22 protein-coding genes and 1 other annotated feature are annotated in these 24,365 nt (G+C 40.4%); of the genes, 2 read left to right on the top strand and 20 right to left on the bottom strand.

From position 1 onward, the window contains the following. Positions 1–50: 50 nt before the first annotated feature. Genes menC through BMX30_RS00880 form a run of 5 tightly spaced genes read right to left on the bottom strand, consistent with a single transcriptional unit; the run spans position 51 to position 5,421 of the window. Positions 51–1,160, bottom strand: a complete 1,110-nt coding sequence (menC, locus tag BMX30_RS00900; RefSeq protein WP_090740286.1) for an o-succinylbenzoate synthase — start codon at positions 1,158–1,160, stop codon at positions 51–53. A gap of 2 nt (positions 1,161–1,162) precedes the next feature. Continuing rightward, positions 1,163–1,972: a GNAT family N-acetyltransferase gene (locus tag BMX30_RS00895; RefSeq protein ID WP_090740284.1), complete on the bottom strand. Its 810-nt coding sequence runs from the start codon at positions 1,970–1,972 to the stop codon at positions 1,163–1,165. Between the two features lie 24 nt (positions 1,973–1,996). After that, positions 1,997–3,130: an amidohydrolase gene (locus BMX30_RS00890; RefSeq protein WP_090740282.1), complete on the bottom strand. Its 1,134-nt coding sequence runs from the start codon at positions 3,128–3,130 to the stop codon at positions 1,997–1,999. Positions 3,131–3,158: 28 nt separating this feature from the next. Further along, positions 3,159–4,541 (bottom strand): YjiH family protein, encoded by a 1,383-nt coding sequence (locus BMX30_RS00885; protein ID WP_090740280.1) that lies wholly within the window; start codon positions 4,539–4,541, stop codon positions 3,159–3,161. A 25-nt stretch (positions 4,542–4,566) separates the two neighbouring features. Further along, the gene (locus BMX30_RS00880; RefSeq protein WP_090740278.1) at positions 4,567–5,421 is read right to left on the bottom strand and encodes a MurR/RpiR family transcriptional regulator; all 855 of its coding nucleotides are present in this window, start codon (positions 5,419–5,421) and stop codon (positions 4,567–4,569) included. Positions 5,422–5,660: 239 nt separating this feature from the next. Between BMX30_RS00880 and BMX30_RS00875 the strand changes: the two genes are divergently transcribed. Beyond that, positions 5,661–6,821 (top strand): glycosyl hydrolase family 18 protein, encoded by a 1,161-nt coding sequence (locus BMX30_RS00875; RefSeq protein WP_090740276.1) that lies wholly within the window; start codon positions 5,661–5,663, stop codon positions 6,819–6,821. 94 nt (positions 6,822–6,915) lie between these two features. On the opposite strand, the gene BMX30_RS00870 is transcribed toward BMX30_RS00875, so the two are convergent. The 6 genes from BMX30_RS00870 to BMX30_RS00845 all read right to left on the bottom strand — a co-directional run bounded on the left by BMX30_RS00870 (position 6,916) and on the right by BMX30_RS00845 (position 12,774). Continuing rightward, the gene (locus tag BMX30_RS00870) at positions 6,916–7,221 is read right to left on the bottom strand and encodes a hypothetical protein (protein WP_090740274.1); all 306 of its coding nucleotides are present in this window, start codon (positions 7,219–7,221) and stop codon (positions 6,916–6,918) included. 90 nt (positions 7,222–7,311) lie between these two features. Next, positions 7,312–8,085: a class I SAM-dependent methyltransferase gene (locus BMX30_RS00865; protein WP_090740272.1), complete on the bottom strand. Its 774-nt coding sequence runs from the start codon at positions 8,083–8,085 to the stop codon at positions 7,312–7,314. Between the two features lie 63 nt (positions 8,086–8,148). Then, positions 8,149–8,739 carry a class I SAM-dependent methyltransferase gene (locus BMX30_RS00860; protein WP_244532471.1) on the bottom strand — a complete coding sequence of 197 codons (591 nt, stop codon included), beginning with the start codon at positions 8,737–8,739 and terminating at the stop codon, positions 8,149–8,151. Between the two features lie 197 nt (positions 8,740–8,936). Next, a complete protein-coding gene (locus BMX30_RS00855; protein WP_090740270.1) occupies positions 8,937–9,803 on the bottom strand; it encodes a dimethylarginine dimethylaminohydrolase family protein in 867 nt (288 codons plus the stop codon). Positions 9,804–10,080: 277 nt separating this feature from the next. Beyond that, positions 10,081–11,538: a CoA-acylating methylmalonate-semialdehyde dehydrogenase gene (locus BMX30_RS00850; RefSeq protein ID WP_090740268.1), complete on the bottom strand. Its 1,458-nt coding sequence runs from the start codon at positions 11,536–11,538 to the stop codon at positions 10,081–10,083. A gap of 39 nt (positions 11,539–11,577) precedes the next feature. Further along, on the bottom strand, positions 11,578–12,774 hold the full coding sequence (locus BMX30_RS00845) for an iron-containing alcohol dehydrogenase (protein ID WP_090740266.1): 1,197 nt from the start codon (positions 12,772–12,774) through the stop codon (positions 11,578–11,580). 222 nt (positions 12,775–12,996) lie between these two features. On the opposite strand from BMX30_RS00845, the gene BMX30_RS00840 reads away from it, so the two are divergent. Then, a complete protein-coding gene (locus BMX30_RS00840) occupies positions 12,997–13,806 on the top strand; it encodes an AAC(3) family N-acetyltransferase (RefSeq protein ID WP_090740264.1) in 810 nt (269 codons plus the stop codon). A 39-nt stretch (positions 13,807–13,845) separates the two neighbouring features. On the opposite strand, the gene BMX30_RS00835 is transcribed toward BMX30_RS00840, so the two are convergent. From BMX30_RS00835 to hutP, 9 genes are all read right to left on the bottom strand, one after another. Next, complete coding sequence (locus BMX30_RS00835; RefSeq protein WP_244532470.1) at positions 13,846–14,769, bottom strand: CBASS cGAMP-activated phospholipase; 924 nt, start codon at positions 14,767–14,769, stop codon at positions 13,846–13,848. Positions 14,770–14,846: 77 nt separating this feature from the next. Next, positions 14,847–15,104 (bottom strand): hypothetical protein, encoded by a 258-nt coding sequence (locus BMX30_RS00830; protein ID WP_090740260.1) that lies wholly within the window; start codon positions 15,102–15,104, stop codon positions 14,847–14,849. A gap of 79 nt (positions 15,105–15,183) precedes the next feature. Next, entirely contained in the window at positions 15,184–16,290 is a 1,107-nt protein-coding gene (locus BMX30_RS00825; RefSeq protein ID WP_090740258.1) for a branched-chain amino acid aminotransferase, read from the bottom strand. A gap of 48 nt (positions 16,291–16,338) precedes the next feature. Continuing rightward, positions 16,339–17,586, bottom strand: a complete 1,248-nt coding sequence (locus BMX30_RS00820) for a glutamate-5-semialdehyde dehydrogenase (RefSeq protein WP_090740256.1) — start codon at positions 17,584–17,586, stop codon at positions 16,339–16,341. Positions 17,587–17,601: 15 nt separating this feature from the next. Continuing rightward, the gene (gene proB, locus BMX30_RS00815; protein WP_090740252.1) at positions 17,602–18,687 is read right to left on the bottom strand and encodes a glutamate 5-kinase; all 1,086 of its coding nucleotides are present in this window, start codon (positions 18,685–18,687) and stop codon (positions 17,602–17,604) included. Positions 18,688–18,746: 59 nt separating this feature from the next. Further along, positions 18,747–18,960 (bottom strand) — a binding site (T-box leader). A gap of 119 nt (positions 18,961–19,079) precedes the next feature. Beyond that, entirely contained in the window at positions 19,080–20,345 is a 1,266-nt protein-coding gene (hutI, locus tag BMX30_RS00810; protein ID WP_090740249.1) for an imidazolonepropionase, read from the bottom strand. Between the two features lie 129 nt (positions 20,346–20,474). Next, positions 20,475–22,142, bottom strand: coding sequence for a urocanate hydratase (hutU, locus tag BMX30_RS00805; RefSeq protein WP_090740247.1), 1,668 nt, complete (start codon positions 22,140–22,142; stop codon positions 20,475–20,477). Positions 22,143–22,171: 29 nt separating this feature from the next. Beyond that, complete coding sequence (gene hutH / locus BMX30_RS00800; RefSeq protein WP_090740245.1) at positions 22,172–23,707, bottom strand: histidine ammonia-lyase; 1,536 nt, start codon at positions 23,705–23,707, stop codon at positions 22,172–22,174. Positions 23,708–23,814: 107 nt separating this feature from the next. Next, positions 23,815–24,252, bottom strand: coding sequence for a histidine utilization transcription antiterminator HutP (hutP, locus tag BMX30_RS00795; RefSeq protein ID WP_090740243.1), 438 nt, complete (start codon positions 24,250–24,252; stop codon positions 23,815–23,817). Positions 24,253–24,365: the final 113 nt, after the last annotated feature.

Genomic DNA, 24,365 nt, shown 5'->3' with positions numbered 1-24,365 from the left:
TTCATTTTTTTAATTTGTATTGACGTACCCGCTAATTTAGACTAAGAAATTTAAAAATGAATGGTTTTCTGGTTAATTGTTAACTCATCAATCACCTGTAAATTCGGTTCATAGCCGATCCCTGGTTTATCCGGAATCACGATATACCCGTCCTTCATTTCAACTTCTGGTTCAATGATGTCTCGTTTCCAATAGTGAGAAGAAGGTGCCGTATCACCTGGGAACGTAAAGTTAGCCAAAGAAGTAATCGCAATATTATGGGCTCTTCCAATTCCAGCTTCAAGCATGCCGCCACACCAAAGCGGAATATTGTGTTTTTCACAAATATCGTGAATTTTCTTTGATTCTGTTAAACCGCCCACCCGGCCGATTTTAAGATTGATGATTTTACAGCTTCCTAATTCAATCGCCTTTCGGGCATCTTCGGCACTATGGATGCTTTCATCAAGGCAAATCGGTGTTACAAGTTTTGCCTGTAGCTTGGCATGGTCAATAATATCGTCATGTGCCAACGGCTGCTCAATCATGGTTAAATTGAATTCATCTAGATGACGGAGATGATCAAGATCATCTAGAGTATAAGCACAGTTCGCGTCTGCCATTAGCTGAATATCTGGAAATTGCTTTCGGATGCTCCTAAGGATTTTGATATCCCACTCCGGTTTGATTTTCACCTTGATTCTCTTATAACCTTCCCGCAGATACCCTTCAATTTGCTGAAGCAATTTAGATTCCGATTCTTGAATTCCGACACTAACGCCGACTTCAATTTTATCCTTTACACCACCCAAGGCCTTAGCTAAGGGTAGATTCTGTTGTTTCGCAAATAAATCCCAAACTGCTCCTTCAATTGCGGCTTTCGCATTAAAATTGCCACGAACGAATTCAAATCGCTTAATCACTTCATCAGGGTGAATAATCGGCTCATTTACTAGTAAGGGAATTAAAAAATCATTCATGATATGCCAATTGGTATGAACCGTTTCTTCGTTATACATGGGCTGAACAATTGAGACCGATTCTCCCCAGCCTGATAAACCATTTTTATCAAGCGCTTCTACTAAAATAATATCCTTATCATACTCAGTACCTACGCTTGTCGTAAATGGATACAGCAAGTCCATTTTAATATGCCTTAAAGTGATTGATTTCAGTTCCACCTCTAAAACCTCTTTTCCAATTGATACAAGTACTGAGTCGGATTGTTTTCATCTTTCACCAAATTCGTCACAAACCAACCATGGTCTAAATAATGAGTAAAAATCATCCGGGTAGCCTCTCTCCAAGCTAATGCTAGCGAAAAATCATGTTTTTTCATCTCTTGAAAGTTTCCTGGGACAGGAACAAATAAAATTTGATTGTCCGAGGAGAGATCTATATCTCCTGGGTGTAAGAAGCTACCATGAGTGATTGACTCCATCACATGCGTACGGTCATTCACATTCAACCTAGGCGTTTGCGGCTCGTCCTTCGTCCGCCATTCCACTAAGAATCGATCTGTCGGAAGGCCAGAATTTAACCCATCGTCCATTTCCCCATACGCATCAACGAGATAGGTCGAACAAACCGCTCCTAGTTTATGTAAATTCAGATTTCCGTTAACTGTTTCAAGTGGGTCATAAGTCCAAGTGATGAGATCATAGCCTTTCTCTAAAGCTAATTCTCTCTGAGCCCACTTTAACTTCTCACCAATCCCTAATTTCCTGTATTTAGGGTGAATACCTAGTGAATGAGAACATAGATAGATTTTGTTTCCGTCATACCCTGGAAAACTATACTGAAAACCAACTAATTCGTTATGTAAAAAGGCACCCAAAATGAATCCACCATTTTTAACAACCGTAATGGTTTGGTTCACTGGTACCGAATCTTCGAAACTCCAAACATTTGCTTCTAACTTACGGACTTCTTCTAGTTCCTTTACGGTCTGCAGGTTTCGGATTTCAATAGTTGAATTCACCTGTTGTTTCATATTTAGTCCTCCATTCCGCTAAGATTACACCCAGTTTCGCTGGTCGGCTTCCAACATCATTTTTGTTAGGATTTTTGTCCCATATATCAATGCTTCCAGATCAAAGCTCATATTAGGGTGATGCAAACCAGGTGCTAAACCACAGCCTAAGCCAATCATCGTTGCTGAGAGACTTGGGTTCTTTAATGTATAAAAGTGAAAGTCCTCTGCTCCCGGTGACACACATATAGGAACGACATTTTCTTTACCAAGGATTGCTGAGATTGCGCATTCAGCAGATTCTACCGCCTGCGGATGTTCGACGGCCGCTGGTGAAAACTCATCATCTAAGCTAAAATCAATTTTAGTTTCTGTTAATTGGGCAATCTGCCGAACGATATGATCTGTTTTAGCAATTAAGGCCTTCATTCCTTCATTTGTCTCTGAACGAAGGTCAAAGGTGAACCGCGCTGTTTCTGGGATCGCATTGGAGACTGTGCCCCCATGCAGCTCTGTTATTTTAATAGAATAACGACCTACATTTGATAATCGTATCTGTTTGATGGCCTGAATCAATAACGATGCGGCTTCAATTGGATTATTCCCCTCTTCAGGTCTTGCCGCATGGGCCTGTACTCCATGAATGACTCCTTTGAGCGTCGTTGTTGAACCGTGTAAAATAATCGGTGCCGCTTTCCCGTACGGGATTTCGAAGGAGGGGCGGAGATGAACCCCTCCTAGAAAATTCACGTTGGTGAGGGCTCCATCTTCCATCATTTTTAATGCGCCCCCAGCTACTTCTTCTGCTGGCTGAAAAAGAAACCTTATCGTGTGTTTAGGCTTCGTTTTACTTAAAGCTAGGGCCGTCATCAACACCATTGTACTATGTGCATCATGACCACAAGAGTGATTTGCCTGAACTTGGCCGTTTACCTCCTGTATGAGGGCATCCATATCGGCACGGAGAGCGATCACTTCAGGTCGCTCCCCTGCTATTTCTGCGATAATGCCATAATGACCTGGAAATGTTTTTACTTTCATCCCTGAATCAATGAGTTTTTCAAAGAGATAACGGGAGGTTTTCTCTTCTTTCCAACTCGGTTCAGCAAGAGCATGCAACTCTTGATAGATTTTTAAAACTTCTTGGCGTTTGTCCTCAATAAACTTAATTGGATCCATTCGAATTCCTCCTCCCGTTTTTTAGGTCTTAAAATATAAGGTGAGCTATCGTAACAACAATAGGTAAAGTAATCACTGTACGCAGGATAAAAATTAGTACTAAGTCTTTAAAACTTACTGGCAGCTTAGAGCCTAGCAGTAAACCACCCATTTCAGATAAGTACACAAGCTGTGTAACAGATACACATGCAATGACAAATCTCGTTAACTCACTTTCAATTCCTGAACCAATAATCGCTGGTAACAACATATCAGCAAAACCAATCACCATCGTTTGGGCAGCTTCAGCAGCTTCCGGAACTTGCATCAGCGTTAGAATTGGTTCAAAAGGTTTTCCGAGGATGGTAAAGAACGGTGTGAATTCGGCGATTACTAATGCCACTGTACCAATCGCCATAACGATAGGTAGAACTCCTAACCACATATCCATTACATTTTGTAAACCTTCTTTAAAAACATTCGAAAGACGGTCATTTTTCTTCGCCTTGTCTACTGCTTTATTAAGTCCCCATTGAAGCTGGGAAACTCCTGCGGGGATTGTTTCCTCTACCTTTAATTCTGTTTTTTCATAGGCTACATCACCCTTTTTCGAGAGTGGCGCAATTCTTGGCATGATAACTGCAGCAACAAGTCCAGCAAAAATAATCGTTAAATAATAAGGAACAAAATAGGCTTCTAATTTTAAATATTGAAGAATGACAATCGAGAACGTTATCGAAACAACCGAGAAAGTTGTTGCGATAACGGCAGCTTCTCGCTTCGTATAATATCCTTCTTCATATTGTTTAGCTGTTAACAGTACCCCAATGGTTCCGTCACCAACCCATGAAGCTAAGCAGTCTAGTGAAGAACGCCCAGGCAATGTAAACACAGGTCTCATTACTTTCATTAATAGAGCGCCAATAAATTCAAGCAATCCAAAGTTTAAAAGAAGTGGTAATAGTATTCCTGCTAATAAAAACGTTGTAAATAAAATTGGGATCAAATCATAGAGTAATAGGCTACCAGTATTTTCAGAATGGATCATTTCAGGACCCATTTGGAATAACGTAATAAATGCAAAAATAGTACCTAGTAAACGTGCAATTACCCAGAACTTACTTACATTAAATAATGTATTCATTGTTTTATTTTGAGTGATAAAACTCGGTTTAAATAGAGCGGCAATAACAGAGCCTAGCACCGATATCGCCATAATACCTACTACCATTGCAGGAATATAATCCCCAATTGCTGCGTTGATTTGATTAGATAAAAACGCTACAGGAATCGTAATCCCATCTTCGGTTTTAATTGGGGTAATAAATAATAAGATTCCTATTAACGAAGGAATAATAAATTTTAAATAATCACTAACGGAAACACTCTCCTGGATTTTCTTCTCTACTTTTACTTTTGCAAAACTGCTCATGAACTAACACCTCTAGTATATTTTATTATTCAATGAATAAGCCTTGGTCGGCATATAGTTGTTCTAACTTCTGCTGCCTTCTGCTAATTCTGTCTTTATCTTCTTTTTGGATTCCAGCCATTAGTACCTCGAGGAGACTGATTACTGAGGCGATTGAATTATGACTAGATTCAATATGCTCCTCTGTTGTTAACGTGATATCGGCTAATTGCCCCACGGGAGATAATTGTCTATTTGTAATGGCCACTACAGTCGCCTTTTGTTTTTTTGCTAAGTTTACAAGCTTAAGAGTTTCTTTTCGATATCTTGGAAAGGCAAAGACCATCATAATCGAATGCTCGGATAGTTCACTTACCTCTTCCGGCATAAACCCGTTTGGACTAGAAAGATAGATATTTTCCCTGAATTGCCTTAAAGAATAAAACAACCAGTAAGCCGCAGCATATGAACTGCCAAATCCACCAATATACACTCGGTCAGCCCGAATAATGCAATCAATAGTTTTGCTTAATTCCTCAGGCCTAATTTGTTGGAGCAATTGCTGTAAAATGCTCTTCTCATGTTCAATCACTCTCTCAAAAAGTTGGTTTTCGTCTGAAGTTTCAGCTGTAGCTGAAACTTCCTTTGTATAAGAATGTTTATCCTCTAACCAATCTTTACGAATCTTTTCCTGCAAGTCTGAAAAGCCTGTAAATCCAAGTGTATAAGCCAACCGAATAACTGTCGTTTCACTCACACCAGCTCGTTTTCCAATCTGATAAGCCGTATGTAGTGCCCCTTCATCCATATGACTTTTTATAAATTCAGCTACTTTCTTCTGTCCAGGAGACAAAGATGGAAAACTTTCTTTAATAAGTTCATTCAATTGTTTCTCAACCATTTGCCATCTCCTTTCAAGAAATGATGAAGGAAAAACTTCTTTTTCTAATATAAAGCATGAAATCCTTCCTTGGCAAGATAAATTTGCATAATAAATCATTTTTTATGATATTTATACATTCATACCGCGATAGTTTCCAATAAACTGGATGGTGCCTGACACCTGTTATTTCTTACCATCCCATATGTGGTAGTTTTTTTGGTACAATCTTTAAGCATGTATAAAGGAGGTATAAGTATATGAAGGTAAAACTTCTTTTTGCTCTTGTAGCCGTCTTCCTTTTTGGTGGAGGATTTCTTTCTGGAGTACTTTTTTCGAAGCAACAATCGGATGAAAAGGTGGCACAAGCTACTATAATAGAAACTCCTTTATCAGGGAAAAACCCAAATCCTAAACAAACACCAAACTTTCCAGAATCACAATCAAAGGTTCTTATAGGTTATGTCCAAGATTTTCGTGATTCAGGTCAATTAGATATGACCCATTTAACTCATGTTGTTTTTTCATTTGGTCATCCAACAAAAGATGGCGACCTTTTACTAAATGGGGACACCGCATTAAAAAACCTACAAGAAACCGTGAAAATTGCTCATAAACAAGATAAGAAGGTCCTTTTAGCAGTTGGAGGTTGGTACCACATTTCAGGTGGAGAATCCTATGAATATTTTAAAACAGCACTAGCATCCTCTTCATCGCGGACGAAACTAGTGAATGAGCTTATTAATATCGTAGAGCGCGAGAATCTAGATGGAATTGATATCGACTTCGAACACCCACGTTCGAAAGAAGATGCAAAAAATCTTACAACTTTTATCCAAATGTTAAGTGACCAACTTAAACCCAATGGGAAAGAACTCACCATTGCCGTAAATGCTAAAGTGCATAGTGTTGCCGGAACAGAGATTACATCTGTTGTTTATGAACCAACCATGTTTCAATACGTGGATTACGTGAATATCATGGCCTATGATGGACAATGGGATGGAGGCTACAATGCCGCGAACCTAGCACCATATTCCTTCATTGAGAATATCGTAAGCTATTGGACAGACTTATTTGAAACCCATCAACTAGATAAAGAAAAGCTCGTCTTAGGAGTCCCATTTTATGCTCAGCCTGAAGATCCTAATGTAAAACAAGTATCTTATGCAACGATTATCAAACACAGTTCAAAAAGTCCAGACCAGGACAAAATAAATTTAAATGGGACAACCTATCATTTCAATGGAACCAAAACGATGGAACGGAAAACAGCCTTAGCCTTAGAACATGGTTTCGGTGGCATGATGATTTGGGAGGCCGGTCATGATGCATTTGGCCCCCACAGTTTGACCGCATCTATTTCTGCCAAGTTACAAGAACAAGCGGTCAGCAATCGAAAATTATATACACGAAACTAAACAATGAAAAAACACGAATCCGTTAATGAATTCGTGTTTTTTTATTCGTTTTTAGAGCTACATGATTAACAAATACCTCTAGCTATCTTTAATCCTACTCTTCCAACTCTATCTTTACTAAGCCATCTTTTCGTTCTTCCTTATCAAAATAAACGATAATTCGGTCGTTTTCTTCAAGTGGCTCACGGACATTTACATTCTCTTTTTTTATGTAGATGCTCTGCCCATGATCGGCTTCCCCGTGATATCCAGATTCATCAACTTTTGTAATCGTATATTTATAAGTGACATACTCCTTTTCTAGTTGCGTTGAAACCGTCTTTGCGGTGTTTAATGTGACATGGAGATAAATTAATACACCTAAAAGAATGGTCAATAACGATAAAATGAACACCTTCATCAACTAGTTCCCCCACATAAATAAAATTCCTCTGTCATTATATGTTTGGGTGGTTGTTTCATGACACAAATCGATATTTTTGCGAACCTTTTACCTTTTCCGCACAGCCATTAACACAGATTGTCCCTGAAAGGATTGCACTTGATTGTTATGAACGACGATAGAAAAATAATCTATTAACTCTCGTGGAGCAGACCCCATCATCGTATTTAATTCATGTTTCTCCTCTTCACTCACATCCATCATTTGACACCAAGTATCAAAGATGAACTTCTTTTTAAAAGTAACCAGTTCTTCAACGTAAAAACCAGTTCTTTCAAACTTTGAAATCCATTCAGACTTTTTATATGCACGTACATGACTGGGGTCTCGTTTCTTTTCTACCTGGTTATAAAATTCATCGAACGCTTGAATTTCAGGTGCGACATTATCAACGAAAATAAATAAGCCTTTATCTTTTAACACACGGTTTACTTCATTGAGAAAACTATCTGGGTTTCCAAAATGATGTGCAGCAATTCGGCAAGTTACCGTTCCAACTGATTCATCCGGAAATGGTAAATTCTCAGCGTCTCCTTGGACAAATGCTGCATTTCTAATCCCGTTTGATTCAATAAATCCCTTCGCTTTTTCAAGCATTTCAGGCGTTAGATCGAGTGCCACTACCTGTTTAAAATAAGGGGCCAGTGCGTTGGCCACATGACCTCCTCCTGTCGCAATGTCTAACAACTCACCAGAAGACTCCTGTGTAGCGACAATTTCAATGACCTTCTGTAGGTCTTCCCCCTTAGCATGTGTTTTACTTGTTACATAGTTGGCTGCGTGTTTACCAAATTGTTGAATAACGCGTTTTTTTTCGTTCAAGTTTCCACCCCAATTCCTTCTTTCACCTTATATAAATCTTATGATGAAATTAGCAGCTTAAACCTATTTTTCATTATTAAGGACCATAGTGACAAATAAACCCCTGTAGAATTCTCTCGTTTCAATTATCTTAAAACCATACTTTTTTACAAGAAGGTCTGTCTCACGGTTTAAACAACAACCATCACAAACCTTTTTCCAGTAGGGTGTTAACCTTTCCTGCAATTTAGCTAAAAATGGTTGGTCCATCTTTACGTGTTCGAACATGAGAATCTTGCCATCCGGTTTACAAACCCTCTTCATTTCCCCCATCGCTTGATCAACATCTGGTATCGTACAAAAAACCAACGTCGCAACTACTGTGTCAAAGCTATTGTCACCAAATGGTAATAGTTCTGCACCGGACTGTACCAGTTCGATTGGTACCTTTGCTTGCTCCCTTCGTTTCAATGACCGATTGAGCATATATTCACTCGGTTCAATGGCGGTCACTTCAACACCATGATAAAAAGGGAAATTAATTCCTGTACCCGAACCTAGCTCAAGAACTTTTCCGTTAGATTCTTTGAGCAAATCACTTCGAACTCGCTTAAATTTCCCCTGTTCTAATGGTTTCATAAAAAAATCATACCATTCTGAAAATGTCTTACTCACTTATGTACCCTCCACCTGTCTTCAATTACCGATTTTATACAAAGGGAAGCTATCTGAATTTTACCATAATACTTTCCAATGTGAACTCTACCATCGTCTATTTAAAACAACAGATCAAAATTTTCATTCAGAATAAAGAGACCTAATCATTCTGATTAGGTCCATAAGTCCTCATTATTTAGAGTGAAAATTTTAGATTAGGCTCCATTTCCTTCTCTCAAAATTGGCAATGTACAGCAACGGAACGAACCACCAGATTTAATAATTTCAGTAATGTCCACTTCAATTACCTCAAATCCCCGGTCACGTAGTTGTTTATTTACTCCTTTATTTACAGGTAAACTCAAAATACGTTTGTTTCCAATTGATAAAACATTTGTTCCAAGTGTGAATTGCTCTTCCTTTGAAACTTCAATCAACTCATAACGTGACCCAAAAAATTTGATGTCTTCCTCGGTTAAAGCCTCAGGGAAGATTAACGCTACTTCAGGAGATACAACATTGAATACACAATCAAGGTGAAGATAAGTTTCCGTAAATGGAATCGCCCTCACATCGAAACCTGCTAGAACCTTACTTATATGATCCACGGCTTTTTGATTAGTTCGATCGCTCAACCCAACATAAATGGTTTTCCCATCGATAATGACATCTCCGCCTTCGATGTTATCGCCGACAATATTATAATAAGAAAATCCTTCGTCCTCTAACCATTGCCGCAAAACATTTTCTTCTCCTTGGCGAACATCACTAGCCATATCGGCAACAAATACAGTTTCCCCTAGCGTGAAGCCAATATCACGAGTAAACACTTGCTCAGGGTATTTTTTATGATAAGGAAGTAAAATCACTTCGACATTGTTTTCCCTCAATGTCCGGACAAAGTTTTCATGTTGTTCAAGAGCCGTTGCGATATGTATTCCTTCATCTTTAAACTTTTTTTGCGTTTCATTGATGACATCTCGAATGGTCATATATTGAGGTTGACAAAGAATCACTCTTTTTAATGTATCGTATTCGGTAAAACATGCAGTTTTATGCTCAATTTCTGAATGAACTGTCATGTACAAGCCCTCCCATTATTAAAATTACTTTGGTAGTAATATGCCCCTTCATGGTAGGAAATAATTATAAAAGGCTATTTTCGTAAATATTGATGTTAAAATCCTAAAGCCTTTTTTTTAGTATGATAAGCTATTGAGTGTTTGAATTCTATGGCAAGCTCTTTTCTCGTAAATACAAGTTTTTTCTGCGATATAAACTTTAATCCATCAAAAAATATCCCTAATGAAAAATTCAAGGACCCGCTGAAAGAATCAACCGGTCCTTAACAATATCAGTTTACCAACGTGCCGTTAGCATTTTTCTTTTTGTGTAAAACTCAACTCCATCCTGTCCGTTTGCATGAAGATCTCCATAAAATGAGTTTTTCCAGCCGGAAAATGGGAAGAACGCCATCGGTGCTGGGACGCCGATATTGACCCCAAGCATACCTGCTTCGATATTCTCTCTAAAATAACGCACATGACTGCCGTTTTGCGTAAATAGACAAGCACCATTGCCGAAATCAGATTCGTTTGCAACCTCGATTGCTTCCTCTAAAGTGTTAGCACGCACAATCGATAATACTGGAGCAAAGATCTCTTCCTTCCATATTTTCATTGAAGGGTTTACTTGATCGAAGATAGTCGGTCCGATAAAATAACCATCTTCAGTGAACTTTGCGTCTTTTCGGCCATCACGAACTAAAATCGCTCCTTGCTGTTCTCCACTTTCAATATAGTTAGCTGTTCGTTCCTTATGTTCTTGGCGAATGACTGGTCCTAAAAAGACCCCTTCCTCAAGGCCATTCCCAATTTTAATTTCGTCTGCTTTTTCTTGTAATTTCTCTAAAAGTGGTTCCGCAACCTTGCCAACAGCTACGACAACAGAACAAGCCATGCAGCGCTCACCTGCCGACCCGTATGAAGCCGCAATGATTTCTTTAACAGCAGAATCCAAATCTGCATCAGGCATCACAATCGAATGATTCTTGGCACCAGCCAATGCTTGAACCCTCTTACCATTTGACGCACCCGTTTTATAAACATATTCTGCGACAGGCTGAGATCCAACGAAAGAAATCGCTGGTACATCTTTATGCTCAAGTAGGGAATTCACTACATCATGAGCCCCGTGTACAATATTAAACACGCCATCTGGAAGTCCAGCCTCTGAAAACAACTCTGCTAAACGATTTGCAAGAATCGGAGTTCGTTCTGACGGTTTTAATACAAACGTGTTTCCAACCGCAATTGCTAGAGGAAACATCCAACACGGAACCATCATTGGGAAATTAAACGGAGTGATTCCGCCAATTACTCCCACAGGATACCGATACATCCCCGATTCCATGTCTGTTGCAATATCTGGAAGTTGACGACCCATCATGAGCGTTGGTGCACCTGCTGCAAACTCGACACACTCAATTCCCCGCTGTACCTCCCCATAGGCTTCATTAAAACTTTTCCCGTTTTCCTTGGTAATTAATGTCGCAAGTTCATTCCAATGTTCAACCAAGAGCTGTTGATATTTAAACAGTATTCTAGCGCGTTTTGGAACAGGTGTCTTGCTCCATGTCTTAAAGGCTATTTTCGCTGAGGCTACCGCTTCATCCACATCTTCTTTTGTAGAAATCGGTACTTCCGCAAGTGCTTCTCCTGTTGCTGGGTTGGGAACAAGCTGACTTTTATCTGTTTTCGCTTCCACCCATTTCCCGTTTATGTAGTTTTTTAATAGCTTAGTTGATGTTGTTGTCATTCACACTCTCTCCTTTGATTATTAGAATTGGTAAAGGTGTTAGTTCACGATTGCTGGACCATTAAAATTATAGCTATAGCAAATGTCATATAGCTCCTCAATTTCCTCCTGTGTGGGTACCCTTGGGTTGTTCCCAGGACTGCCACTAGCAAGTGCATCGATAGCCATCTTACTGACGGCTTTGTCAAATTGTTCTTTGTTAATTCCCCAGCCGCGAAGATTAGGGATGTTCAATGTCTGACATAATTTTTTAACTGCAGAAACAGCACTTAGAGAAGCGACTTCGTCTGATTCCTGTTCAAGTTTTGGGTCAAATATTCTTCCCACATCTGCTAGTCGCTCGATACACGAGTTCTGACTGAATTCTAGTACAGCCGGAAGCAGCATCGCATTCGAGTAACCATGAGGTACATGGAATAACGCACCGATTGGTCGAGACATCCCATGAACTAAACAAACCGAAGCGTTGGAAAAAGCCATTCCTGCTTGCATTGAACCTAAAGACATCGCCTCTCTCGCATCGAGGTTTTCTCCATCTTCATAAGCGGAAACAAGATTATTTACAATGAGTTTCATCGCTGAAAGCGCAAGTGTGTCTGTCATAGGATGAGATTTCTGAGAAATATACGCTTCAATGGCATGACTTAAAGCATCTACTCCTGTTGCGGCGGTTACATGTTGAGGTGAAGAAACGGTTAAGAGTGGATCGACGATGGCCACTGCTGGCATAAGCGCAGGTTGTTTAATCATCATTTTAATATCGGTGACTGTATCAGTGATAATTGTAACGTCAGTGGCTTCGGAACCCGTTCCTGCTGTCGTTGGAATCGCTATATGAGGAATAGGTTTCACCTTTGCTACTTTCCTTTGACCGATGTAATCCCCTATAGATCCGCCATTCGTTGCAAGAATAGAAACAGCTTTTGCGGTATCGATACAACTACCGCCACCAATGGAAATGATTAAGTCACAACCAGCTTGTACAAAAACTGACATAGCTTCTGATACGTATTGGTCAGTTGGTTCAGACTCAACCCCTAGATAGATACTAAAATTAACCCCTTGGGATTTTAGCATCGTTTCACATCTGTCAACATACCCAAGATTTTTCATGATTTTATCACTAATAATTAAGGCATTCTTTCCAAGCAAACTAGCTTCAGTTCCTGATTGATCAAAAGAATTCCGTCCATAGATGATGGTCTGCGGTGATCTTAATAAAGCAAAATTTTCCATTCAGTAATCCTCCCGCCCATTCCTTCTTTCCAAAACAAGCAACTAAACAAACTTATACCTGAATTTTAACATTTTTCAATCTATTTTACTTACACTACCACCCAAAAAGTACAACCATCTTAATACTTATTTATGAAGATAGCTTTATATTACCTTCAACAAAAAGAATGCTTTTCCTTTATATTTTATATGATATATTTTTAATGGGGAGATGATGAACTTATGAATGAACTGAATCGAATTATCAATACACCTGAATTCCAATCAAAAGAAACTATAAAACAGCAATTAATTGACCTCGGGATAAAGCCTGGAGATCATATAATTGTACATGCTTCGCTAAGTTCAATGGGCTGGATTGCAGGAGGTCCGCAGGCTGTAGTTGAAGCTCTGATTGAAACGGTAACAGATTTGGGCACAATCGTTATGCCGGCCCAATCAGCAGATAACTCAGATCCATCCTACTGGATGGCACCACCGGTTCCAGAGGAATGGCATCAATCTATTCGCGAGTACTATCCAGCCTATCATCCCGATTTAACCCCACTAAGAGGAATGGGGAAAATCGCAGAATGCTTTCATCGACATCCTGATACAGTAAGAAGTCCCCACCCTGCACATTCGTTTATGGCATGGGGAGCCTACTCAATCGAATGGATGAGCGAACAGCCTCTTGAAGACTCCTTTGGGGAACAATCACCACTAGGAAAGATGATGAAAGCTAACGTAAAAATTATCCTTATCGGTACAGACTTTGACTCGTGCACAGCGCTCCACTATGCAGAATATAGCCAAGATTCTCGAACAACTTCTCCGCAGGGTGCAGCAATTATGTTAGATGGTCAACGAGTGTGGAAGGAATATGATTGTGTTGATATGGATTCCGACCGTTTCCCTGAGATTGTGCGCGATTATAAAGGCAACATTCTTGAAGGTAAACTAGGTATGGCCAAAACTCTCGTTACCGAAATGCGCCCTTTAGTTAAATTCGGGATTCAATGGTTAAAAGAACACCCTGTTCCTAAGGAATAGGAATAGACAAATTCAAAACAAATAGCCGCGTTGAACAACTCAACGCGGCTGAAACAAAAACCTCTCTATTTCTTCTTGATTCGCTAGAAAAGTCTCTTTTCCAAATTGAATCAATTGATCCATATAATCCACATCATCAAACGGCATTTCTTCTCCTAAATCTTTGTTGATTCGGAAATAATTATCACCAAGTAGTAAACGACAATGATAAGAAACCGACTCCGAAGAAATATCCATAGCTAAATCAATTAATTTCGGCGTTACTTTTAACGATGGTAACTCGAATGGAAGCCACTGTTTAATGCCCCAATACTTTTCATCATCTATCGAAAAATCAATATTTTGTTTTCCTGTCCCGATTGACAAAATATTAGTTGATTCTAAACTTTCGTGATAATAGTGTAGAGCATCTGTTAAGCTTACAAGCGATGGATTATTCGCCCATAATCCACCATCGATTGAGAGATATTTGTTGCCAATATTGTTGGGCGGAAAATAAACTGGAGCCGAGCAAGAGGAAAGAACGGCATCCCATAACTTGATTGAGACGTCGTTCATTTCACTTGGTCCCTTTGAACGGTGAACGTATGGTTTTCCATGCGTAAGATCAACCGTTGGAATCAATAATGGCTTCGAGACCTCTGCTAACTCCATTTCACCAAAAGATTTTTTTAAAAGCCTTCGCAATTGACGATCGCTATAAACACTTTTAAATAAACCAACCTTTGCTTCACGCAAAAAAATCTTTTTCCCATACTTTAAGTACAGCTCTAATAACGCTCCCATCTCTGTATTCAAAGCAATGGCAGCTGCGACAATTGATCCAGTACTAGTTCCTGCTATTAAGTCAAAGTGAGAGCTAATCTTTTGTTGATACTCATCTTCCATCGCTTTTAGAATGGCAATCGCAAAAACACCACGAATACCACCACCATCAATACATAAGATTTTCAATTTGATCACCTAAGAAGTGTGCAATATGAAATAGCTTACCCAGATTAATGGTAAACATTACTGTTTACTCAAACTCCTTGTGGCCTTCACTGAAACTCAATGACTTTTTCAAGCTTTTCAACTAGAACGACACATTTTCTAGGGCCAATTTCATATATATACATTTTTTGCTCATTTTCTTGCAAAAACTTCTTAAATTGGACATCTCCATCAAGATTGTTTTTCTTAACGATATCGGCGATCATTTTATAAATTTGACTAATAGTAGGTTCAGTTGGCGATGCAATCTTAATAGGGACAGGTAATCCTTTTACCTTAAAAGTTACGATTATAACTGTTTCCAATTATCTCATCTCCCTTAGGTAATTTAATTCGACTAAAGAAGATGTTTTCCTGCAAATATATCCCGCTTTAAAGTAAAGCTTAGTTCGTCTGTGAAAGAGTTGCTGGCTCCTGCTTCTCAACCTTGACAGTCCAACCAAATGGATCAGACTCTGTACCAAGTTGAATCCCCGTTAAAGTATCATATAGCTTTTTAGAAAGCTCGCCAGTCTTCCCACCATTTATAACTAACTTTTCATTCTCCCAGAATAATTCACCAACTGGAGAAATGACAGCTGCTGTACCAGTACCGAATGCTTCCTCTACTAAACCTTGCTGATAAGCCTCGTAAAGCTCTTCCATTGATAGTTTGCGTTCAGAAACTGGGATGTTCCAATGAGCTAATAATTTAAGAATCGAGTCTCGTGTTACCCCTTCAAGAATACTGCCGTTTAACATTGGGGTCACAACTTCGCCGTTTATTTTAAAGAAAATATTCATGCTTCCTACTTCTTCAATATACTTATTTTCCCGACCATCTAACCAGAGAACTTGAGAATATCCATCGGCCTCTGCTACTTCTTGTGCCTTTAGGCTTCCTGCATAGTTCCCTGCTGTCTTTGCATTCCCTGTACCACCAATCGTCGCACGAACAAACTGACGTTCAACTGCAATTTTAACTGGGTTAATGCCTTCCTTATAATAAGCTCCTACTGGAGAAAGAATCACAATAAATTGGTATCTCTTCGAAGGTGCAACACCTAGATAAGGCTCGGTTGCAATGATGAATGGGCGAACATAAAGGGATGTTCCTTCTGCAGTAGGCACCCATTCCCGTTCAAGATCAATCAGTTTTTTAATCCCATTTAATGCTAACTCCTCATCAATATGCGGGATACAAAGTCGGTCATTCGAACGGTTCAACCTTTTCATATTCATATCAGGTCTAAATAGTAGAACTTCCTCTTCACTAGTGTGGTATGCTTTTAGTCCTTCAAAGACTGTCTGACCGTAGTGAAACACCATTGCTGCTGGGTCAAGTGTGATTGGCTGATAAGGAACAATACGAGCATCATGCCATCCTTTTCCCTTTGTATAGTCAACGATAAACATATGGTCAGTAAAGTTCTTGCCAAAGTCCAGATGAGCAAAATCTGGCTTCTGTTTTGGGTTTTCAGTTAGTGTGATATCAATCTTAAATTCCGTCATTTCTCAATCCCCTGTCTAATTAATTATATTTTAATAATATTATGACATTTATTTTCGAATTTGACCATTCCCATAAACAAAAAATTTACTCGAAGTTAGAGCTTGTAAACCCATCGGGCCTCTTGCATGTAATTTTTGCGTACTAATTCCGATTTCAGCTCCATATCCAAATTCAAATCCATCGGTAAACCGAGTGGAAGCATTATGGTACACGGCGGCCGCATCAACCTTTGTTAAAAAGGTTGCCGCATTTCTTTCATCAGCAGTAATGATTGCCTCTGAGTGCTTCGTTCCATACTTATTGATATGTTCAATTGCTTCATCAACAGATGCTACAACCTTTACACTTACGGATAAAGCAAGATATTCTGTGTACCAATCCTCTTCCGATGCAGGTTTTGCATTTGACCACAAGCTACAAACCCGATCATCACCATATACCTCTACCCCATGTTCATCAAGTACCTCAAGGAGCTTCACCCCATGCTGCTCAAACCACCCCTGATGGATTAACACCGTTTCAATCGCATTACAGACCGATGGACGCTGGGTTTTTCCATTTATCACAATCTCTTTAGCCATTTCTGATTCAGCCGTTTCATCAATGAATATGTGGCAGTTCCCTGCGCCCGTTTCTAATACCGGCACCGTGGACTCACGCACAACTGTATCAATCAAGTTTTTTCCACCCCTTGGGATGAGAACATCTAAAAACTCATTCAAATGAAACAATTCTTTCGCCGTTTCCCTACTTGTATCTTCAATGAGTTGTACTGATTCAATCGGCAATGTACTTTTTTCCAAAGCTCGATGGATGGATTGAATTAAAGACATGTTGGAGTATCGTGCTGATGAACTCCCTCTTAAAATGACGCTATTTCCTGTTTTCAAGGATAAAGTTGCTGCATCAATTGTTACGTTTGGTCGAGCTTCATAAATCATCCCAATGACCCCGATAGGGACCCGATTTTTCTTAATGATTAAGCCGTTGTCCTTTTGAATGGTTTCAAGGTTTTCTCCGACTGGATCCTTTAATTCCACCAATAACTGAATCGCATCTGCCATATCATGAATTCGTTTTTCATTTAGCATAATACGGTCGAGAACAGACTCAGAAAGACCATTTTTTCTTCCCTGCTCTAAATCCTTTTGATTTTCGACAAGGATACTTTCTTTGTCTTGAATAAGTTGATCCGCAATCAACTTAAGGGCTGCATTTTTTTCTTCTGTAGATACACCTACTAGTAAATGACTAGCGTTTTTAGCTGCCTGACCTTTATTCTTAACCTCACTCATTGTTTTTCCTCCAATCTATACTTTTACCCACTTATTGCGGTGGATGACTTCCATTAACGGCATTTCAATTTCACTACTTTTCCCGAGCACAGTCTTTAATTCGTCTGCTGAATAGGTGACTTCCCCTTTGCCCAACAAACCACCAGGACCAAAGACTTCGACTACATCTCCGGAATCAAACGTTCCTCTTATCTTTGTTACACCTGCAGGAAGCAAGCTTTTCCCATTAAAAACAATCGCATTCTCAGCTCCCTCATCAACAAAGATGGCCCCTGAAACCTCAGAATGCAAGGCAATCCATTGTCTTCTCGTATTAATCGCTGGGAGGCTTTTATTTTCAATATAGGTTCCATCACCATTTCCATGAAGAATCTCAACTAGCTTCCTACTTCCTTTTCCTTGTCCAATAAACACCGGAACCCCTAGAGACAATGCGGTCTTTGCGGCCAATAATTTTGAGCGCATTCCACCAGTTCCTACCTTCGAGCCTGAACCTTCTGCAAAGCCAACCATTTCATCTGTAATATTCTCAATAAGATCCAACCTTCTAGCTTCGGGGTTATTTCGCGGATCAGAATCATAAAGACCGTTTATATCTGTTAAAATGATTAGTTGATCGGCATGGATAAGCCCGCTAACTAGAGCTGAAAGCATATCATTATCACCGAATGTCAATTCCTCGACAGATACGGAATCATTCTCATTAATAATCGGTAAAAGACGACGTTCAAGTAGCTCCATTATCGTTGCGTAGGCGTTTTTATAGCGCTCTCGGTTTGTAAAATCAGTTCTTGTCAGTAAAATTTGTGCAGGAATAATGGAAAACTGGCTAAATTGCTCAATATAAGATTGAATCAATAGACTCTGCCCAACGGCAGCTGCAGCCTGTTTTCCCTTCAAAGTCACAGGTCTTGACGGGTAACCTAACCGAGTGAACCCTGCTGCCACCGCTCCGGAGGAGACCATTAACACTTCATGGCCCTCTTTTCTGAGGGAAGCAACTGCTTGTACGTGATCGCTTAACTTTTCCTGATCGATTTCACCTTTATCATTTGTTAATGAACTGCTTCCGATTTTTACAACAATTCGTTTTCTCTCCATTTTGTAAAAGCTCCCTTAAAATGATAACAACCTAAAAAAAGCCCAATCATCCTCTAAATATAAAGGACGAAAGGGCTTACTTCCGCGGTACCACCTATATTGGATGCGACTAGCACATCCCGCTTTGCCTGATAACGCTAGGTTGGCGCCCATGTTTGGCATAGGACTCAGGAGGTAGGTTCTGCGGCTTAAATGTGACAGGGTCTTCCAGCAAATAACCCTGCTCTCTAACACATAAAGACCCGCGTACTAATCCTCCATTAACGTTCAACTGTTTTTATAAATATTAAGATGAGCAAAGCAAAAAGTCAAGATACTTTGAAGCCCATTTTAGAAAATAATAGAAGTTATTTCTCTTCTAACTTTTTCAGTCTACCTCTCATTCTGTAGACCTATACAGGGTTTTCTACTCCATGACTTTCCCATAGTTTATTCCCACGACAATAAACACTTGATACGTGGTTCACCCCAAAATGATACGGTAAATATTGATAATTTGGTAGATTCCAAATGACGAAATCAGCTTGTTTTCCAACTTCCACTGTTCCTGCGACCCTTCCCTGCCCAATCGCATGCGCTGCATTAACGGTGACCGCATTCCAGATTTCTTCTGCTGTCATCTGCAACTTCAAACCGGCGAGGGCCATAATAAGTTGTAGATTTTCAGTTACACAACTACCGGGGTTAAAGTCGGTTGCGAGTGCAACAGCCACGCCTTCGTCAATCATCTTACGCGCTTGAGCATAAGTATCCTTCCCCAAGTAAAAAGTGGTTCCTGGTAGAAGAACGGCGACGGTATCACTACTACTAAGGGCTTTAATTCCGTTATCAGAAGCAGCTACTAAGTGATCTGCACTTGCAGCCTCAAGACTTGCAGCTAACTCCGTACCACCTAATGAGTCAATTTCATCGGCATGTATTTTTATGCCGAGTCCCTTTTCTTTCGCTTTTTGTAAAAAATCACGAGATTGTTCTATCGTAAAAACGCCAGTTTCACAGAAAATATCTGCAAACTCTGCAAGTCCTTCGGCTTTTATTTCCTCAAGCATATCCACCATTTCTGTGAGAAAGATATCTTCCTTTCCCCGATAGGAGCTCGGAATCGCATGTGGCCCCAAAAATGTTGAAATAATACCAATTGGGTATTTCTCTCTAAGTCTCTGGGTCACCCGTAGTTGCTTTAATTCAGTATCACGCTCCAATCCATACCCGCTTTTTGCCTCAATTGTTGTGACACCATAGGAAATCATTCTTTCTAAATGAAAACTTGCTTTTTCAATAAGATCTTCCTGGGTTGCTTTTCTGGTTGATTCAACAGTCGAGAGGATTCCTCCTCCGCTCGCTAAAATCTCTAAATACGGTACCCCAGCCTGTTTTAATGCTAATTCGTTTTCCCGAGAACCTCCAAATACAAGATGGGTATGAGGATCGACAAGACCAGGAGAAACAACCCGGTTCTTAACATCTACCTTTTTTTTAGCTTGAACACCATCAGACTCTTCAGAATTTCCGATCCAAGCAATCTTTCCATCTTTAACAGCAATAGCCGCATTCTTCCTTATCGGTAGCTCCTGCATTTGTTTACCCTTTAACGGCTTCTCGCTACTTTTCGGTAAAATCAACTGCCCGATATTATATAAGAGTAAATCGTAACTCATCCTCCAACCTCCTGAAATTAGGCTTAAACTTGTCTAGACTAGTAATCCCTGTATCCATCAACATCGTACAAAAGCAACACTAAGCCTAAACATTAGCTAAATTAAATCCATTTCGGCATAATCACCTTATCAATCGCAATCCAACATTGGAATATCAACGCCCTTTTCCTTTGCAACCTCTATCGCTTTTTCATACCCTGCGTCTGCGTGTCGGACAATCCCCATTCCCGGGTCGGTGGTTAAGACTCTTTGTAATCGCTCTTTAGCAAGATCAGAACCATCTGCTACGACAACCATCCCAGCATGTAACGAATATCCCATTCCAACTCCACCTCCATGGTGAACAGAAATCCATGAGCCACCCGCAGCGACATTTACAAGGGCATTTAAAATCGCCCAGTCACCAACTGCGTCACTTCCATCCTTCATGGCTTCCGTTTCCCGATTTGGAGACGCAACTGACCCACAATCAAGATGATCACGACCAATTACAATTGGAGCCTTCAATTCTCCTTTTCTCACAAGCTCGTTAATCGCAAGACCCATCTTGACCCGTTCTCCATAGCCTAACCAGCATATTCTTGCCGGAAGTCCTTGGAATTCAACTTTGTCTTGAGCCATCTCAATCCAACGAAGCAATGGCTTGTTATCTGGAAATAATTCTTTGATTAAGCGATCTGTGCGGTAAATGTCTTCAGGGTTTCCCGATAAAGCTACCCAGCGGAACGGCCCTTTTCCTTCACAGAACAAAGGACGTATAAAGGCTGGAACAAAGCCGGGAAAAGCAAAGGCCTGTTCGACCCCCTCATCGCTGGCAACCTGACGAATGTTGTTTCCATAATCAAACACCACCGAACCACGACATTGAAATTCCAACATAGCCATCACATGTTTCGCCATAGACTGCTTAGCGCGCAACACATATTCTGTACGGTCCTTTTGGCGTAACTCAGTTGCCTCCGTCAATGTCAGTCCTTCCGGAATATAGCCGTTCAAAGGATCATGTGCTGAGGTTTGGTCAGTGACTATATCAATTTCAAACTTCCTATTTAACAAATCATGATGAACCACAGCCGCATTACCAATAAGTCCGATAGACAAAGCTTCCCCTTTTGACTTCGCGGTTTGGGCCCAGTCAATAGCTTCATCAATGCAATCAGTGATTTTATCACAATAACGTGTATCTAGTCGTTTCTTAATTCGCACAGGATCTACATCAACAGCCAGACAAACGCCACCATTCATTGTCACAGCTAGAGGTTGAGCTCCTCCCATGCCACCAAGTCCGGCTGTTAACGTAATCGTCCCTGTAAGTGAACCATTAAAATGCTGTCGTGCAACCTCGGCAAACGTTTCATATGTTCCCTGTAGGATTCCTTGAGTTCCAATATAAATCCAGCTTCCCGCAGTCATTTGTCCATACATCATCAGACCTTTCTGATCAAGCTCATGGAAATGATCCCAATTTGCCCACTTTGGCACCAGGACTGAATTGGATAATAACACCCGTGGAGCTGCTGGATGGGTTTTAAAAACGGCCACCGGTTTTCCTGATTGAACGAGCATCGTTTCATCATGCTCAAGCCGCCTTAATGTGCTCGCAATCGCATCAAATGCTTCCCAGTTCCGGGCTGCTTTTCCGATTCCTCCATAAACCACCAAGTCTTCCGGTTTCTCTGCTACCTCAGGATCTAAGTTATTGTAAAGCATTCTTAAAACTGCTTCTTGCTCCCAGCCTTTACACTCAAGTTCTAATCCTCTTTTAGCTCTTATCGTCCGATTTGTATTTGTTTCCATGTTAATTTCCCCTCTCCACTTCTTAACTTTTAATATCCTAATGATTTATTTAAAGAAATTTCCGAGATCAGAGCTCTCCATTGCCAGTTATTTTTTTTAAGCCACTTTGTCATTCGTTCAATATCTTCAGAAAACACGCGATCCTCGATAATTGAAGGAACAATTTCCCTTGCTTTTTCATAGAATGTTTTCGTTTGTGGTGCCATCTTATCGATGCCACGGTACTGTACAGCCTGGAGGGCACAAATACATTCAATCGCGAGTACCCTGCGCACATTCTGAATAATGCTGTAAGCGTGCCGGGCGGCAATCGTCCCCATACTTACGTGGTCTTCTTGATTAGCTGAAGACGGGATGGAGTCAACACTAGCCGGGTGGGCGAGCGTTTTATTTTCCGAAACAAGTGAAGCAGCAACATATTGCATGATCATTGCCCCTGACTGAAGACCGGGCTGTGCACTTAAAAACGGCGGCAAATCATTTAATTGTGGATTTACAAGCCGTTCAATCCTGCGTTCAGAGATACTAGCGAATTCAGCAACAGCTATTTTCATAAAATCCATCGCAATCGCAATCGGCTGACCGTGGAAATTGCCTCCTGAAATGACGGTTTCGCCAGCGTCAAAAATTAACGGGTTGTCGGTGGCTGCATTTATTTCAATTTCTAGCTTTTCTTTTACATAATCCAAGGCCTGCCAAGAGGCTCCATGAACCTGGGGAATACAGCGCAAGGAATAGGCATCCTGTACTCGCTTTTCACCTTGTTTTGTTATCAATTTACTTCCTGCAAGTAACTTCCGGAACCGTTCAGCGACAGCAATCTGCTGCTGATAGCCACGCGCCTCATGAATGAAAGGATGAAAGGCATCGATGATTCCTTCTAAGCCCTCTAATGTAAGTGCGGCAATCCATTCACTTTGATAAGCCAAATCAACGGCTTCAATCCAGTTAACAACGCCCATTGCCGTCATCGCCTGCGTTCCATTGATTAACGCAAGGCCCTCTTTAGCCTGGAGACTAATAGACTCTAATCCTTCCATTTTATAAACTTCCGCGGTTGGCCACACTTTGCCTGCATAATAGACCTGACCTTCCCCCATCAGCACTAAGGCAAGGTGCGAAAGCGGTGCTAAATCTCCAGAGGCCCCAAGGGACCCTTGCTGTGGGATAACAGGATGAATCTGCAAGTTCAGTAGTTCTAACAGACGTTCAACTATTATAGGGCGCACCCCGGAAAAGCCCTTCAACAGAGCGTTCAGTCGAAGCAGAATCATCGCCCTTGAAACAACCTCTGGAAACGGTTCACCCACTCCACATGCATGTGATCGAATCAAGTTCACTTGCAAAACGTTGACATCATCTTCTTCAATCATTACATCACTAAACTTGCCAAATCCCGTATTGATTCCATAAACCGTTCGTTTATCTGCCACGATTTTCTCAACCGCTTTTCTACTCTCCACTACCTTCTGCATACTATCTAAAGAAATCGTTACAATGTCTCCTTCATAACAAACCTGTTTGGTTTGTTCCAACGTTAATGAATTTCCTGTTAACTCGATCATCTGAAAATCAACCCTTCCTAATTTTCTGGGCAAATAAAAAGAGACGACAATGGCATAGAGATACCATCATCGCCTCCTACTGACTAATAGACTATAGGCAATGTCTTTTAGATATGATTAATTCCTAACCCAACTGTTTCATGCTCTGCACCTTTTACCGGTGCGCCGATCGTTCCATAAAATGCAACTGCAATCCATTCGCCTTCTTGAGGTTCGTTATACGGTCTCCCTCTGACAATCGCAAACCGGAGACCAACTGTCCTACTCATTTCACCAATCGCTGGCTTCCCTCTAGTAACCCCTTCTATTCCTTCTAAAATCGCATGATAGAGGGAATGTGTTTCCCGATATAAATGATCTTGAATCAGTTCATTACGCTTTGCCGCTGTTTCCACTGCGGAAATCACTTTCTGCATATTCATGCTGCCGACTTTCCCTTGGCAATACTTTACCTCCTGCAATGCAGGGCGGAATCCCGCTAATTCCTCTTCGGATAAAGATGCCAGTAAAATTGCTAACTTTCCAATTGCTAGTTTCTGACTCATAATAACCTCTATTTTCTGAATTTCCTCTATTCACTAATAACTTATCTTTATTTTATTCTTTCAATTGAAAGAATGTCAATGGAATTGGAAAATTTTAGTATTCTAATAGAGTA

The sequence above is a fragment of the Mesobacillus persicus genome (assembly GCF_900109925.1).
Classification (GTDB): domain Bacteria; phylum Bacillota; class Bacilli; order Bacillales; family Cytobacillaceae; genus Mesobacillus_B; species Mesobacillus_B persicus.
Note: the sequence above shows the minus strand (reverse complement) of the source record. Positions and strands in the feature narration are given on the sequence as shown.